Origin of the sequence: Paralcaligenes ureilyticus (assembly GCF_004346225.1) — a bacterium.
GTDB lineage: Bacteria > Pseudomonadota > Gammaproteobacteria > Burkholderiales > Burkholderiaceae_B > Paralcaligenes > Paralcaligenes ureilyticus.
In genome coordinates this window covers 91,968-106,739 of the sequence record NZ_SMAJ01000011.1, presented here as the reverse complement: position 1 = coordinate 106,739, position 14,772 = coordinate 91,968, and the positions used below count along the sequence as shown (strand labels likewise).

13 protein-coding genes are annotated in these 14,772 nt (G+C 58.5%); 6 read left to right on the top strand and 7 right to left on the bottom strand.

Annotated elements, in window-relative coordinates:
* Positions 1-18 precede the first annotated feature (18 nt).
* Positions 19-735 (bottom strand): SDR family oxidoreductase, encoded by a 717-nt coding sequence (locus EDC26_RS14060; protein WP_132583693.1) that lies wholly within the window; start codon positions 733-735, stop codon positions 19-21.
* Positions 736-790: 55 nt separating this feature from the next.
* Entirely contained in the window at positions 791-1,909 is a 1,119-nt protein-coding gene (gene alr, locus EDC26_RS14055) for an alanine racemase (protein ID WP_132583691.1), read from the bottom strand.
* A gap of 154 nt (positions 1,910-2,063) precedes the next feature.
* Between alr and hpnC the strand changes: the two genes are divergently transcribed.
* The 6 genes from hpnC to EDC26_RS14025 all read left to right on the top strand — a co-directional run bounded on the left by hpnC (position 2,064) and on the right by EDC26_RS14025 (position 8,252).
* Entirely contained in the window at positions 2,064-2,888 is an 825-nt protein-coding gene (gene hpnC, locus EDC26_RS14050) for a squalene synthase HpnC (protein WP_132583689.1), read from the top strand.
* Between the two features lie 37 nt (positions 2,889-2,925).
* Complete coding sequence (hpnD, locus tag EDC26_RS14045; RefSeq protein WP_132583687.1) at positions 2,926-3,789, top strand: presqualene diphosphate synthase HpnD; 864 nt, start codon at positions 2,926-2,928, stop codon at positions 3,787-3,789.
* Positions 3,786-5,147: a hydroxysqualene dehydroxylase HpnE gene (hpnE, locus tag EDC26_RS14040; RefSeq protein ID WP_132583685.1), complete on the top strand. Its 1,362-nt coding sequence runs from the start codon at positions 3,786-3,788 to the stop codon at positions 5,145-5,147. Before hpnD ends, hpnE begins: the two co-directional genes overlap by 4 nt.
* A gap of 263 nt (positions 5,148-5,410) precedes the next feature.
* A complete protein-coding gene (locus EDC26_RS14035; RefSeq protein WP_132583747.1) occupies positions 5,411-7,063 on the top strand; it encodes an acyl-CoA synthetase in 1,653 nt (550 codons plus the stop codon).
* A gap of 158 nt (positions 7,064-7,221) precedes the next feature.
* Complete coding sequence (locus EDC26_RS14030) at positions 7,222-7,683, top strand: CopD family protein (protein WP_132583683.1); 462 nt, start codon at positions 7,222-7,224, stop codon at positions 7,681-7,683.
* Between the two features lie 95 nt (positions 7,684-7,778).
* On the top strand, positions 7,779-8,252 hold the full coding sequence (locus EDC26_RS14025; RefSeq protein ID WP_132583681.1) for an OsmC family protein: 474 nt from the start codon (positions 7,779-7,781) through the stop codon (positions 8,250-8,252).
* 203 nt (positions 8,253-8,455) lie between these two features.
* On the opposite strand, the gene EDC26_RS14020 is transcribed toward EDC26_RS14025, so the two are convergent.
* The 5 genes from EDC26_RS14020 to EDC26_RS14000 form a co-directional block, all read right to left on the bottom strand.
* Entirely contained in the window at positions 8,456-9,835 is a 1,380-nt protein-coding gene (locus EDC26_RS14020; RefSeq protein WP_132583679.1) for a four-carbon acid sugar kinase family protein, read from the bottom strand.
* On the bottom strand, positions 9,835-11,106 hold the full coding sequence (locus EDC26_RS14015; protein WP_132583677.1) for a ribulose-bisphosphate carboxylase large subunit family protein: 1,272 nt from the start codon (positions 11,104-11,106) through the stop codon (positions 9,835-9,837). The genes EDC26_RS14020 and EDC26_RS14015 overlap by 1 nt, the downstream gene beginning before the upstream one ends.
* A gap of 34 nt (positions 11,107-11,140) precedes the next feature.
* Positions 11,141-11,680: a VOC family protein gene (locus EDC26_RS14010; RefSeq protein ID WP_132583675.1), complete on the bottom strand. Its 540-nt coding sequence runs from the start codon at positions 11,678-11,680 to the stop codon at positions 11,141-11,143.
* A 76-nt stretch (positions 11,681-11,756) separates the two neighbouring features.
* On the bottom strand, positions 11,757-13,643 hold the full coding sequence (locus EDC26_RS14005; protein ID WP_132583673.1) for a TRAP transporter large permease: 1,887 nt from the start codon (positions 13,641-13,643) through the stop codon (positions 11,757-11,759).
* A gap of 19 nt (positions 13,644-13,662) precedes the next feature.
* Complete coding sequence (locus EDC26_RS14000) at positions 13,663-14,682, bottom strand: TRAP transporter substrate-binding protein (protein ID WP_132583671.1); 1,020 nt, start codon at positions 14,680-14,682, stop codon at positions 13,663-13,665.
* Positions 14,683-14,772 lie beyond the last annotated feature (90 nt).

The following is a 14,772-nucleotide window of genomic DNA, read 5'->3' as shown; positions in this document are numbered from 1 at the left end:
CGAATCGAAGCCGGCAATTTAGCGGCCCGCCAGGCTGCCGCCGCCATCCACGCCCAGAACCTGGCCGGTAATGAAGCCTGCCTCCTCCGACAAAAAGAAGGTGACGGCCGCCGCCACCTCGGCGGCCTGGCCAAGACGTCCCATCGGGATCGACGCCAGGGCTTTTTTCTCGGCCTCGCTGCCCACCGGCTGGGCGGCGCGAAACAGCTCGGTTTCAATCGGCCCGGGCGATACGGCGTTAACAGTAATTCCGTATTCGGCCAATTCCAGCGCCCAAGTCCGGGTACAGCCGATAAGCGCGCTCTTGGCCGCGGAATAACTGGTGCGCAGCACCCCGCCATGAGTCACACGGCTGCAGATGTTGACAATGCGCCCGTCTTTGCGCGCCTTCATCGACGGGATAAATGCCTGGGTCACCTGGACGGCCACGCGCACATTCAGGTCGAACACCTCGTAGAGCGAGGCCAGATCGACCTCGCCCAACGGTTCGGGGCGAACCATCCCGACGTTGTTGACCACCGCATCGACAGGGTATTTTTCGCGAATGATGCGCAGAATATCTTCGGTTTCACCCGCATTTTGCAAATCGCAAGAGTAGAGGTAGCCGGGGAAATCAATCTCTTGCGTATGCCGCGCCAAACCCACGACATGGCAGCCCGAGTCGGCCAGACGCCGGCTGATTGCCCAGCCTATGCCTTTGGTTGCCCCGGTCACCAGTACACATTTATTTTTCACTGATCGTTTCCTTGGAATGAATCCAGCTTGGGTCTTATCTTTTTGTACAACCCGTTTATACAACCACCACCGGCACTCGTGGGGCCACTGCGCACATTAGCTCATACCCCAAAGTGCCCGCGGCGCGCGCAACCGCGTCGATCGAAGGGCCGCCCTCGCCCCACAGTACCACTTGACTGCCTACATGGGCTTGTGGCGCCGGACTCAAATCGACAATCAGCATATCCATGGACAACCGCCCCAGTGTACGTGTCATGACGCCATCCACACATACAGGAGTCCCCGTGGGCGCATGGCGCGGGTAACCGTCGGCATAGCCGCAGGCCGCCACGCCTATAGTCATAGCCTCTGGCGCGACAAAGGCATGCCCATACCCGACCCCCGCCCCCGCTTCAATGCGACGCACGCTAATCAGCGCCGCACTCAGGGTCATGGCGGGAAGCAAGCCAAAGTCACTGGCCGGCTTGTCGTCGAATGGCGTCGCGCCGTACAGGCAAATGCCGGGGCGTATCCATTGTTCCACCGGCTCCAGTGTTGACCATAGGCCGGCGGTAAGAGTTCCCGCCGAATTGCACACGCTTACCTTGCCGGGCAAATCGCGGGTCATATTATCGAATAGATCAATCTGTTCACGCGTTACCGCGGCATCATCGTCAGCCCGCGCAAAATGCGTCATTTTCCCCAACGAACCCAGAATACGCTGTTCCTGCAAGCCTATAGCCTGCCGATAGGCGTTCGCGTATTGCGCTGCGGGAAACCCCAGGCGGTTCATCCCCGTATTCAATTTAATCAAGGCATCGATAGGCTGGCGCGGGCGGGCCTGGCTCAGCATGTCGAGCTGACTCTGATGGTGCACCGCAATAGAGATTCGGTATTGCTCAAGGATGGCGATATCGTCTGGTTCGAAGAAACCTTCAAGCAACAAAATGGGTTTGGTCCAGCCGGCCTGTCGGCAGCGCACGGCTTCATCGATATCCAGCATGGCCAGGCCGTCGGCCCTGGAGAAGCCCCGGACCGCATTAAGAATGCCGTGGCCGTAGGCGTTCGCCTTGATGACAGCCCAGACCAAGGGCCGCGGCCGATGAGCCGCAGCCGGTTTTAGCTGACGGGTCACGACTTCAAGATTATGACTTAGTGCAGACAACGAAATGCGTGCCAAAATAGGACGTGGCATAACTCCTCCTGGTAGCCGAAGTCTAATCCAGTTCCGCCGTCTTCGTTAAGACCCCTGTGACAATACTTGACGTTTGGCGCCAAATCCGCACAGCATCGGGCCTAAACGCCAGACCGCTCTTAAAATGGCGGCTTCCCCTTACATAAAGATGTACATGGCCGTTGATCACTACGAAAATTTCCCGGTTGCATCCCTGCTTTTGCCGGCGCGCCTGCGCGAGCCCATCACACATATTTACCGCTTTGCCCGCAGCGCCGACGATATTGCCGATGAAGGCGATGCCAGCGAGCCGATACGCCTGGCGCAACTGGCAGGCTACCGCAAGGCCTTGCATGACATAGGCAGCGGCACATTCGAACCCGCGCAAATCGACGCGCCGGCCGACATATTCATCCCTCTTGCCCGCACCATACACAAACACCAGCTCCCGCTGCAGGCCTTTTTCGATCTGCTTTCGGCTTTCGAACAGGACGTGAGCATCCATCGCTACGCCAATGACGCGGCGCTCCTTGATTACTGTTCGCGCTCAGCCAATCCGGTGGGCCGCCTCATGCTGCATCTATACCAGGCCGTCACACCGCAAAACCTGCAAGAATCCGACGCCATCTGTACGGGCCTGCAATTGGTCAATTTCTGGCAAGATGTCGCCATCGACTGGAGAAAATCACGTATTTACCTACCGCAAGACAAGCTCGCCCGATATGGCGTCAGTGAAACAGACATCGCCACGCAACGGATCGACGCTGCCTGGCAAGGCCTGATGCAAGCCCAGGTTCAGCAGGCCCGCGAACTGCTCAGGCGCGGCCTGCCTCTGGCGCGCCGCCTGCCGGGCCGCATCGGTCTGGAGTTAAAGCTTGTTGTACATGGGGGTTTACGTATTCTCGAACGCCTCGACCAACTACACTACGACGTATTCTTCCACCGACCTACCCTGCAAAAGCGCGACTGGGCCGTGTTGCTCTGGCGCGCGCTGCGTTGACACCCAAACACCTTTCGGCCTACCTCTTTTTCAAAATATGAGCCCTGACGAATACTGCCAAGAAAAGGCCGCTCAAAGCGGTTCCAGCTTCTATTACGCATTTTTGTTTTTGCCACCCGAGCGGCGCAAGGCCATCACGGCGCTTTACGCCTTTTGCCGAGAGGTGGACGACGTCGTCGATGAGTGCTCGGATCCTTCCGTCGCACGGATCAAGCTCGCTTGGTGGCGCACGCAAATCGAACAAATGTTCGTGGGCAAGACCGACCATCCAGTCACCCAGGCCCTCGCCCCGCATATTGAGCCGTGCCGTCTGGACGCCACGCGGCTGCTGGCCATTATCGACGGCATGGAAATGGATCTGGATCTCACGCGTTATGTGGATTGGGCCGGCTTGAGCAAATACTGCTGGCATGCCGCAGGCGTCGTGGGCGAGTTGTCTGCCGGCATTTTCGGCTATACCCAAGACGCTACACTGGAATACGCCCAAAAGCTGGGCCTGGCGTTTCAGTTGACCAACATTATTCGAGACGTAGGCGACGATGCGCGCCGCGGCCGCATTTACCTGCCCGTGGACGATATGCAGAAATACAATGTTCAGGCCTCGGAAATCTTGAACAGCCAGCACTCCGAACGTTTCGTTGAACTCATGCGCTTTGAAACGCAGCGCGCCAGGCAGTGTTATCGCGAGGCCATGCGTGCGCTGCCCGAAGCTGATCGACGCGCACAACGACCCGGCTTGATGATGGCCGCCATCTATTACGCCCTGCTTGAAGAAATCGAACGCGACAACTGGCATGTGCTGGATCAGCGCATTTCGCTCACCCCCATACGCAAGCTGTGGCTGGCCTGGAAAACCTGGGTCGGAGGCGGGCGCGGCCTTGTGAAACAACTAGCCAGATGAAAATAGCCGTCATCGGCGCAGGCTGGGCAGGTTTGAGCGCGGCGATTTATCTGCAGCGCAGCGGCCATCAGCCAGTCGTCTTCGAAGCGGCGCGAACCCTGGGCGGGCGGGCACGCAGCGTCCAATCGCCGCCGTTAAACGCAACCATCGATAATGGCCAGCATATACTGCTGGGCGCTTATACCGAAACCTGGGCCTTGATGCGCGAGCTGCAGATTCCATTGGAATCGCGCCTGCAGCGGCTACGGCTTAGCCTGCAAGCCGCGGACGGCAGTTTTCGTCTTAAAGCCGCGCTGCTGCCCGCCCCCCTGCACCTGCTGGGCGGGATACTGGTTGCGCGCGGCCTGAGCGTGACGGAACGTGTACGGCTCATCACCCTGATGCAAAATTTGCGAGATCGGGGCTGGGTCGTACCTGCCAGCGCCACGGTCGGCGACTGGCTACGTGCCGGCCGGCAATCCGACTCGGTCGTACGCCGCTTTTGGCGACCCTTATGCCTGGCGACGCTGAATACTCCCATCGAACAGGCCTGCGCCCAATTGCTCGCCAATGTTCTGCGCGACAGTCTGGGTGGTGCCCGAGGCGCCTGCGACATCATGCTGCCGCGCGTTCGTCTATCCGAGCTATGGCCGACCCGGGCTGCAGAAAAACTCGACCTGCGTTACGGCCAGGCCGTGCGCCACCTGAACCGCCTGTCTACCCATGTCGAGGTCGAAGGCGAACGCTTCGACGCCGCGCTGATTGCGACCAACGCTCCTTCGGCCTTGCGATTGCTAAAGCACGACGCGCCGTCGTCCGCGGGTGACGCCTATCTGACGCAACTGGCGGCATTGCGCTACAACCCCATTGTGACCGTTACGCTGGAGTTGGAGCGCGCCTGGAAACCGCCCGCCCCCATGCTGATGCTGTACGACTATCCCGAGAAATGTCAGTTTGGCCAATGGCTGTTTGACGGCAGCGTGGCAGAAAACCCGTCCAAAAAAATACCAGGCCCAGGGCCGACGAGGACGAACCCACGCATAGAAGGCCAACGCTCCATGCTGACGGTGGTGATCAGCGACGCTCGATCACTGGAGCAGCACGCGCAAGCAGACATTGTTGCGGGAATTCTGGAGCAGATGCGCGAGCAGATCCAAGGGTTTCCAGCCCTGCCGCCCGTGCGAGGTCATGCCACGATTATCGAAAAACGGGCGACATTTGCGGCCACTCCGGACCTGGCCCGGCCAGAGAACGCCACCCCCTGGCCACGAGTCTGGATAGCCGGCGACTATACCGACACCGGCTATCCAGCTGTACTGGAAGGGGCCGTACGCAGCGGAAAACGCGCCGCAGAACTGATCGCCGCCTATTTTTCCTGACGGGAATGCCACCCACAGGGGGTGGCGCTACATGATTCACGGATACGTATTTGTAGAAGCGACCATGAACGTCAACGATTTCACGAATCGTTTCGAACGGCTGACGTTTTTGTAGCGGCACCCCTTGTGGGTGCCATACCAGCCAAGCAAGAACCCAACCCTATTACCCTCGATCGGCTCATAGACAGCATTTCGGGAAGATAGTAGGATGAAGTTCGTACCCCGCCATGGCGGCACGAAGCACGCATTTGAAAAGAGACATGATGAGCCACATTTATGCCGATGGGCTGGATAAAAACCGGGCCAACTATGCCGTACTCACGCCGCTGACCTTCATCGAACGCGCCGCCGCGGTTTACCCGCGGCACCCGGCGGTGGTGCATGGCGCGGTGCGGCGCACCTGGAAGGAAACCTACGACCGCAGTCGCAGGCTGGCCTCGGCGCTGATTGCGCGAGGCGTCAAGGCAGGCGACACCGTCGCCGCCCTATTGCCCAATATCCCGGAGATGGTCGAAGCGCATTTCGGCGTACCCATGACGGGCGCCGTGCTCAATACCCTGAACACCCGGCTCGACCCGGAAACCATCGCCTTCATGCTCACCCACGGCGAGGCTCGGGCACTGCTGGTGGATCGCGAATTCAGCCCGCTTGTCAGCCAGGCGCTAAAACTTGTGGAGCGGTCGGCAGTGCACCCTATCCTGATCATCGATATCGACGATACTCAATATCAAGGGCCAGGCGAACGCATTGGAGTCGTTGATTACGAAACCCTGCTCGCCGGCGGCGACCCTAACTACAACTGGCAGCCGCCGTCCGACGAATGGGAAGCCATTTGCCTGAACTACACCTCGGGCACAACAGGTAATCCCAAGGGTGTGGTCTACCACCACCGTGGTGCCTACATCAACGCCATCAGCAATATTCTTGAATGGGACATGCCCAAACACGCCGTCTACCTGTGGACGCTGCCCATGTTCCACTGCAACGGCTGGTGCTTTCCCTGGACTATTGCCGCGCGCGCCGGCGTCAATGTTTGCTTGCGCCGCGTCGATCCCGTGGCCATCTTCGATCTGATACGCAAAGAGCGCGTCACCCATTATTGCGGCGCCCCGATTGTTCACAATATGCTGCTCAATACTCCCGACGAATTCAAAACGGGCATCACCCACAAAGTGCATGCCATGGTGGCGGGGGCCGCGCCTCCCGCCTCCATGATCGAAGGAATGGAGCAACTGGGCTTTGAGCTTACTCACGTCTATGGGCTTACCGAGACCTACGGGCCGGCGTCGGTCTGCGCCCAACATGAGGACTGGAGCCGTCTGGATATCGGCGAACGCGCGCGGCTCAACGCCCGCCAGGGCGTGCGCTACCATTTGCAGGATGCGATTTCGGTGCGAGACCCCGACACCCTTCTGCCGGTGCCGGCCGACGGAGAAACCATGGGTGAAATCATGTTCCGCGGCAACATCACCATGAAGGGTTACCTGAAAAACCCGAAGGCGACGCAAGAGGCGTTTCGCGGCGACTGGTTCCATACCGGCGATCTGGCTGTGCTGTACCCGGACGGCTACGCAAAGATCAAGGATCGCAGCAAGGACATCATTATTTCAGGTGGAGAAAATATTTCCAGCATTGAAGTCGAAGACGTTCTATACCGCCATCCCGCCATACTGGCCGCCGCCGTGGTCGCCAAGCCCGACCCGAAATGGGGCGAAACGCCATTTGCCTTTATCGAGCTGAAGGCGGGCGCCACGGTCAGCGCCGAAGAGATCATTGCCCATTGCAAGCAGCACCTCACAGGCTTCAAGGTGCCGCGCTATATTGCGTTTGGTGAATTGCCCAAGACGTCCACGGGCAAGATACAGAAATTCGAGCTAAGAAAACGCGTGGGGTCGATGGACGCCATTGACGTATGATGTAGTGGCGATGGCACCCACAAGGGGTGCCACTACAAAACGTGGGGTGCCGCTACATTAGCGACGAACATGTGTTTGTAGCGGCACCCCTTGTGGGTGCCATCCAACACCTTGAAATACCGGCTGCCCTTGCGGCACTCATCACAGGAGACCTCCACATGCCATTAGCCATTACCCTGCATCTTCTTGCCGCAGTCATTTGGGTGGGCGGCATGTTTTTCGCTTATCTGGTTTTACGCCCCGTAGCCGGCCAACTGCTTGAACCTACCCTGCGACTAACCTTATGGACACAGGTCTTCAAACGCTTTTTTCCGTGGATATGGCTGGCGGTGCTGATTTTGCTTATCACCGGTTTCTGGATGACCTTTGAATTATTGGGCGGCCTGGCCCGCGTGGGAATGCATGTGCATCTGATGATGACGCTTGGCATCCTCATGATGGTGATTTTCCTGTATATTTGCTACCGGCCTTTGCCGCGGCTGAAACAAGCCGTCGAAGCAAAAAACTGGCCTCAAGGCGCGCACGAGCTCAACCTGATCCGCAAGCTTATCGGCGTGAACCTTATTCTGGGCATACTGGTTGTTTGCGTGGCCGGCATCGGCCGCTTCATCCAGGTGTAGCGGGCACCGGCCCAGAGACAACTCGCAAGGCCGCCTCACCGCATCAGCGTATTACACCCGCAGGAATCCGCTATTCGCCGCCAGGAGATCTTGTTATGGCAGAGTATGTAGTCGAAGTAAGCTGGACACGCAACGGCCAGGACTTCCTGGGCAAAAAGTACAGCCGCAAACATACCCTGCGCTTTGACGGCGGTGCGGAAGTCCACGCATCTTCATCGCCTCACGTGGTGCCCGCCCCCTTGTCGGACAAAACGGCGGTCGACCCTGAAGAGCTTTTCGTTTCCGCGCTTTCCAGCTGCCACATGTTGTGGTTTCTGTCGATAGCCGCCAAACAGGGGTTCTGCGTCGATCAGTATCTGGATAAAGCCGCCGGGGTGATGGGAGAAAACACCGAAGGCAATTGGGCCATGACGCTGGTCACGCTTAAACCCGAGGTCAGTTTTTCAGGCGAGAAAATCCCGACCAAGGCCCAACTTGAGAACATGCACCACGAAGCGCACGAAGAATGTTTCATTGCCAATTCGGTTAAAACCGAGGTGCGCTGCGAGCCGCAAGTCGCCAAGGCATAATAAACCGCGCCTCGTATTAATTCCGTTTCTAAACCAATAGTAGGCTGATTGGGATGGCAGCCACAAGGGCTGCCACTACATTAGCGGCAGGTACGTATATGTAGCGGCAGCCCTTGTGGCTGCCATAAAACCCACGCAAAGCCGACACACGACTGATTCAGGAGCGGAATGAGAGGCGGCTCATGAGGTTATCAGCGCACTATTCAGGCGAGCAGCCGTTCAAAGATATCGGGCGAACCCATCTGGCCTCCCTTAAGCATAAGCTCTAGGCCATGCAAGCGTGAATCGTCGCTATGCGCCCGGCACAATGTCACCCCCGGAGCGAGTACTCCGGCAAAGGACAAGGCCCAGATATCCAACGTCCTGGCCGCCAGGCTGGACGTATCTCCACCCGCCACGCCCAGGCGGCGCAGCGGTGCAGCGCCCGCGGCCTGTTGATCGACCACCCTCTTGATAAAGCCGGCCGTGGCGCGCGCCAGGTCGCCCGGGGGCACGCTGCGCGATGCAACAGGGCTGGCCGTCACGTAGGCCAATACATGCCGGCCCGCATCCAGTAATGCCGTAATGACACCATGCTGCAGATTTGCATAGGAAGGGCTTTCAATCAGCTCCACGCCATCGATGGGTACATGCTCATACGAACCTGCATGGCGCACCTGCACAGCCGTAACCGGCGACATGCTGCCGACAAAAACAAATACGGCGCCGATATCCGCATGCCTGGCCACCCGCCCCTGGCCTACATCCAGCCTGCCGTCAAACGAGGTCTTGATCGTCGCAACGGGCGGGAGGCTATCACGCAAGGCGGGCTGCGTGCGATTCCAATGCACCGCAAGCGCCTGGACGACGGCGCTCGGGCCAACTGTCAATAAAGACCCACGTTCAGATTGTCGCGCAAGCTGCCGCCCGATCACCGCGAGGTCGTCCGCGCGAGCAACATCAAACAGTAAGGCGCCCTGCTCTTTTGAGCGCAGGTCGGACAACAAAGCATCCACACGATCATCGAGTTCACGTTCGGGCAGTTCATAACAGGGGTAGTGCACAGGCAAGACAGACTTGACACCCTGGCGCTTCAAATGACGGCGCAAATCGGCCTCGTTCATGGGCGTCACCGGATGCGCCTTCATCGTTGCGTGACGATCCAGCCGGCAGATTTCGCCACCGGCGCCCACAGCGGCAAAAAGATTGCTGAAGCAGCAAAACCGGCCGATATCGGGCTGCCCGCCCACGACATACACCGTGTCATCGTCAACGTAGCCGCCCAACACCGAGATTGCCGTGCCCAGGCTGCCGGTTTGCGCCGAGCTGTCAAACGTTGAACAGCACTTGTAAAGCAACACCGGAACGCGCATCCGCCTGAAGAATTCGCCGATGCGCGGCAATGCCTCCCGCATCTGCTGCGGACTCATTGTCCGGGCCGAGCCCGCCACGCCCAAGGCATCGAGCTCCCCCGCCAGGGCCAGTTGCGCAGGGGTCGGCACATCCAGAAACAACAACGTACGCCAACCGGCACGCGCCGCAACGGCCAGGGTATCCGTGGCCCCGGTAAAATCGTCGCCGTACCAACCTGCTTTCAATGTCATTATCGAGGCTGGCCGAAAAAGGCAAGTGCCGCGGCAAGTTCCGGATGATGCCGGCTGTATTCCTCAAGGGTGACGCCGCCACGCTGCGCCTCCCAAGCCTGGCGCAGGCTGGCAACACCCGCAGCCGGCCCATGAGGATGGGCGAGGATTCCCCCGCCCGACATGAACAGCAGGTCGTCGCTTTTAATCGCCGACCAGGTTGCAGGCACGGTGCCGGCCCACTGACCCGACGAAAACACCGGCAACACCCGGTCATCGACTTCGTCCGACATAGAGGCGTAACAATCCCGGGCAGCGTGGACAACCTCCTCATCCGTTTGCGAAAATTTCCCCTGCAAGCCGTGCACGTGCATGTGATCAACCCCCGCCAGGCGCCACAAAGCCTGATAGGGCTGAAAAGACATGCCCAGCAAGGGGTGGCGCGACAAGGCGCCGAATCCGTTTCGATGACCGTGCAAGGCCAGGCCCGTACTTCGCCTCAGGGTCTGGGCGGCCGAGAATCCGCAGTAGTTCAGACTGACCATGACGCAACTGCCGCCCTCCTTTTCCACCAGATCGGCGTGACGGCGCATGGCATCGGTTTCGTCTGTAATGTTAAAGGCCATCATGACGTGCTTACCGGTGCGCTGGGCATGCGCGCGGATAACGGACATAACGGCCGGCACGCGGTCGGCCAGAGGCGCGTGCGCCGGATTGGCGCACACCTCGTCGTCCTTGATGAAATCCACGCCGGCCTCGCACAGCACCTTGACCAATTGCGCCGTTTCATTGGCCGACATTCCGACATTGGGTTTAATAATCGTGCCGATCAAACTCGTCCCATGAACTCCGGTTTTCGCGCGCGTGCCTTCAATACCGAGACTGGGCAAATCATATTTCATGCGATAAGCCGAAGGCATTGAAAGCGACTCGAGCCGCATGCCGGTGACCTCGCCCAGATCATATAAATTCCCCGCCACGGTTGCCGCCAGCGTCGGAAGATTAATGCCGATATTGGCTACCGGAAACGACAGCTCCACGCGCGCCCGGCGCCAAGGCCCCGCTATTTTGCGCGCTTGCAGATACGCATTGGGCAGGCTGGGCGCATCCACCGCCGGCCGTTCGGTAATCGACTCGACCCGCGCACGCGCACGCATACGCAAATCATCGGTTTCTCCCGCCACGCGAGTAAAGGTGCCGCACGACTGTTCGCCGGCCATGATCTCCGCTATTTTTTCCGGCGCAAACGGCGTTTCAATTAAATAAGCAGCGGTAAGGCGATCTGAATTCATTAAAGAGTACCTGCCGGGAGCGGCAAAGAATGGCCTAAAGGGTTCGCAGATCGGGAAAATCGCGGACGGGGTCTTCGCCGTTCCAGCCCTCGGAGGAACGCCGGATCAAGTCAAACAGTTTGCCCTTGGGGCCGGCCACCTCCGACAGCTCAATGACGGTGCCGGGGTGATATTCCGTGTCAAAATAAATGAATCGGCCGCGCTCACCCACCTGGCCGCTCATTTTCGGCTTGAACCCCTGCTTGAGCAGGCGCTCCAGATCACTGTCGTAATGCTCCGTCCAATAAGCAATATGCTGCAAACCGGTATGGCCGGCCCGCAGAAAATCCTGGTACATGGAAGGCACGTCGTTGCGAGTCTGAATAAGCTCGACCTGCACAAAGCCGGAATTGGCCAGGGCCACGGAATTATGCGGCTCGTAATGCCGGCCGTCGTACCGATAATCGGTAATGGGTACTTTGGGGTTGTAGTACCACGGGCCGACCCCCAGCGAACGACTCCAGTAATTCATCGCCTGCTCTATGTCGTTGACGACATAACCCAACTGGCGTATTTGTCCAAAAAATGTGCTCATTGTCATTCCCGAAAAACGTGCGTTGCTCTATACAAAACCTGCATGGGTATATAAAGGCCTGGATTACCTGAGGCCTCTAGGTAATGAATCCGGTGGAAAACCAGGGGATGGCGCAGACCAGAAACAGGCCGGCCAGCAGCGCCGCGATATAGCCCCATATATGGCGCATGCCATCACTCGGATTAACCTTGCTGATGGCGCAGGCGCCGTAATAGCCGACGCCGAACGGCGGCGAGAACAAGCCGATCCCCATGGAAAAAATAACCACGATCGAATAGTGCACTTCGTTGATCCCCATCTCCTTGGCGACAGGAAACAGCAAAGGTCCGAACAGGACGATCGCGGGTATGCCTTCGAGCACGCTGCCCAGAATGATGAATGTCACCACTGAAATGGCCAGGAAGCCGTACGAGCCGCCCGGCACGCCGGCCATCAGGCGCGCCAGATCGCTGGAAAAGCCGGACTGCGTCAACGCCCACGCCATGGATGTCGCGCAACCAATAATCAACATGATCGCGCCGGCCAGCGAGGCCGTTTCGATCAACATCGGCATGACCCGCTTCCAATCGAACTGGCGATAAACAAAAAGGCCGAGCAGCACCGAGTAAACAATGCCGATGGTCGAGACCTCGGTGGCCGTGGCGATGCCCTCGACCACCGAGGCACGGATAACAAATGGCAGAGAAACGGCCGGTACGGCGGCCATGAGCAGACGGCCGATTTCTTTTTTTCCAGCGCGCTCGACCTGACTCTGATCCACCTTCCGGTGGCGCCACCACACCACGCCGCATAGCGACGCGCCCAGCACCACGGCCGGAACGATACCGCCGGCAAACAAAGCGGCAATCGAAACGCCGGTTACGGAGCCAATGGTGATGAGAACAATGGAAGGCGGAATGGTTTCGGTCTGGGCTCCGGTGGCCGCCAACAAAGCAATCAACTCGCCGGGCTCGGACCCGCGCTTTGTCATCTCCGGAAACAGCACGGGCGTGATGGCGGCCATATCCGCTATCTTGGAGCCGGATATGCCCGAGATCAAATACATGGCGCCGATCAGTACATACGACAGGCCGCCTCGCACATGCCCCAAAAGGCTGGCCAGAAACTGAATCATGGCCCGGGCCATGCCTGTCATTTCGATGAGCGCGCCCAGAAATATGAATAACGGCACCGCCAGCAAAATGAGGTGCGACATGCCCGCGTCCAGGCGGCCCACCATAACAACCAGCGGCGTGGAAGTCGTCAGGGTAAGGTAGCCGAACGTTGCCAGGGCAAAGGAAAAAGCGATGGGCACCCCGGAAAACACATTGGCGGCCACGATCACCACAAAAAATATAATCAGGTTCGCATCGCCCAACCCTGCAAACAAAGGCTTTGCCAGCCAGAAAGCAACCACCAGCGCAACCGTGCCGACAAGGCTGCAGGCCACGATTTTTTTATCGCTCGATTCAATCAGCCGCAATACGGAAACCAGCAGCATCAGGCCTATGCCTATGGGCAGGGCCGACGCGCACCAGAGATTATTGATTTCCAGGGCCGGAGTAACAATAAAAGACTCTTCGTAGGCATACTCGCAAGCGGGAAACAGGATCAGCACCAAAAAGACCAGCGATGACGTAATCGAAAATACCTGCAACACTTCTTTGGCCCTGGGGCCGGCCCGGTCGATGAAGGCCGTCATGCGCATATGATCGCCGCGGCGCAAGGCAATCACCGCCCCCAGCATCGAGAGCCACAAAAAAAGCGTGGTGGCCAGCTCATCGGTCCACACCAGCGGCACATGTATGACATAGCGCGCCACCACGCCACTGAACAACACCGCGATTTCAATCAAAATGAGCAAGGCGGCGAAAACCTCGACAATGGCGCCGAGGCAGGCACCCACCCGCGCAGCAACCCTCTCGATGCCCGAGTTCGGGCGTAGCGGCAGTACGGGAGTTGCGGGAGTGTATGCGTGCGACATAGGGTTTTCCGGAATACGGCTAGGCCAGTTTGCCTACAGACTGTTCCAGGACATCCCAGGCGGCCTCGCCAAAACGGCCCTTCCACTCTTTATAAAAACCTGCCTGACGCAACTTGGCGCGAAAGCTATCCGAGGCCGCCGCGTTGATGACAAGGCCTTTGGACTGCAGGTCGGCCTGCACCGAATCATTCAGCTTCTTGATGTCCTCACGCTGACGCATGCCGGCGCCATTGATCGCGTCGGCCACAACCGTTTTGAGGTCGGCCGGCAAACGATCCCACGCCGCGCCATTGGCGATAAACCAAAACCCATCCCAAATATGGTTGGTCAGCGAGCAATACTTTTGTACTTCGTACAGCTTGGCCACCTGGATAATCGGCAACGGATTTTCCTGCGCATCGACAATTTTCGTTTGCAGCGCCGAATACACCTCGCTGAATTGCAAACTGGTGGGTGCTGCGCCCAAAGCCTTGAACATGGAAATCGAAAGCGGGCTGACCGGTACGCGGATTTTCAGGTCGGCCATATCGGCAGCGGTTTTTACAGGGGCTTTGCTGCTGGTGACCTGCCGGAAACCGTTATCCCACATTTTTTCAAATGCATATAAACGGGATTTGCGGATGTCGGCCCGCACCAGCGCACCCACCTTGCCATCCATGGCATTCCAGACCTGCGTGTAATCCGAAAAAGCGAAACCGACGGCGTTGATGGCCGCCGACGGCACCAGTGTCGCGATAACCAGCGACGAGGGGGTAAAAAACTGGATGCCGCCCGATCGCACCTGGGCCAGCATATCCGTGTCGCCGCCCAACTGGTTGTTGGGAAAAATGGTGATTTGGACGCGCCCTTTGGATTTGTCGCGGATTTCGTCGGCGGCTTCCTTGGCCCGTACATTCAAGGGGTGGCTCAACGGCAGGTTATTGCCGTATTTATATGAAAATTCGGCGGCCCGGGCGATGGATGGCATGGCAGACCCAATACCGATCAGCGGAAGCGCGGAAAGTGTGCGCAGGACGCTGCGGCGCGTATATTTTTGCATATCTGTCTCCTGATGCTATTTGATGTTTTTTGATTAACCAAACTGACACATCGACACAGTATAGTGATAGGATAATCGGGTCAAACAAAA

What these genes read in the sequence shown, in the direction of transcription:
- alr (WP_132583691.1), bottom strand. Translation starts at nt 1,909, where the DNA reads ATGCCACGTCCTATTTTGGCACGCATTTCGTTGTCTGCACTAAGTCAT.
- hpnC (WP_132583689.1), top strand. Translation starts at nt 2,064, where the DNA reads ATGGCCGTTGATCACTACGAAAATTTCCCGGTTGCATCCCTGCTTTTG.
- hpnD (WP_132583687.1), top strand. Translation starts at nt 2,926, where the DNA reads ATGAGCCCTGACGAATACTGCCAAGAAAAGGCCGCTCAAAGCGGTTCC.
- hpnE (WP_132583685.1), top strand. Translation starts at nt 3,786, where the DNA reads ATGAAAATAGCCGTCATCGGCGCAGGCTGGGCAGGTTTGAGCGCGGCG.
- EDC26_RS14035 (WP_132583747.1), top strand. Translation starts at nt 5,411, where the DNA reads ATGAGCCACATTTATGCCGATGGGCTGGATAAAAACCGGGCCAACTAT.
- EDC26_RS14030 (WP_132583683.1), top strand. Translation starts at nt 7,222, where the DNA reads ATGCCATTAGCCATTACCCTGCATCTTCTTGCCGCAGTCATTTGGGTG.
- EDC26_RS14025 (WP_132583681.1), top strand. Translation starts at nt 7,779, where the DNA reads ATGGCAGAGTATGTAGTCGAAGTAAGCTGGACACGCAACGGCCAGGAC.
- EDC26_RS14020 (WP_132583679.1), bottom strand. Translation starts at nt 9,835, where the DNA reads ATGACATTGAAAGCAGGTTGGTACGGCGACGATTTTACCGGGGCCACG.
- EDC26_RS14015 (WP_132583677.1), bottom strand. Translation starts at nt 11,106, where the DNA reads ATGAATTCAGATCGCCTTACCGCTGCTTATTTAATTGAAACGCCGTTT.
- EDC26_RS14010 (WP_132583675.1), bottom strand. Translation starts at nt 11,680, where the DNA reads ATGAGCACATTTTTTGGACAAATACGCCAGTTGGGTTATGTCGTCAAC.
- EDC26_RS14005 (WP_132583673.1), bottom strand. Translation starts at nt 13,643, where the DNA reads ATGTCGCACGCATACACTCCCGCAACTCCCGTACTGCCGCTACGCCCG.
- EDC26_RS14000 (WP_132583671.1), bottom strand. Translation starts at nt 14,682, where the DNA reads ATGCAAAAATATACGCGCCGCAGCGTCCTGCGCACACTTTCCGCGCTT.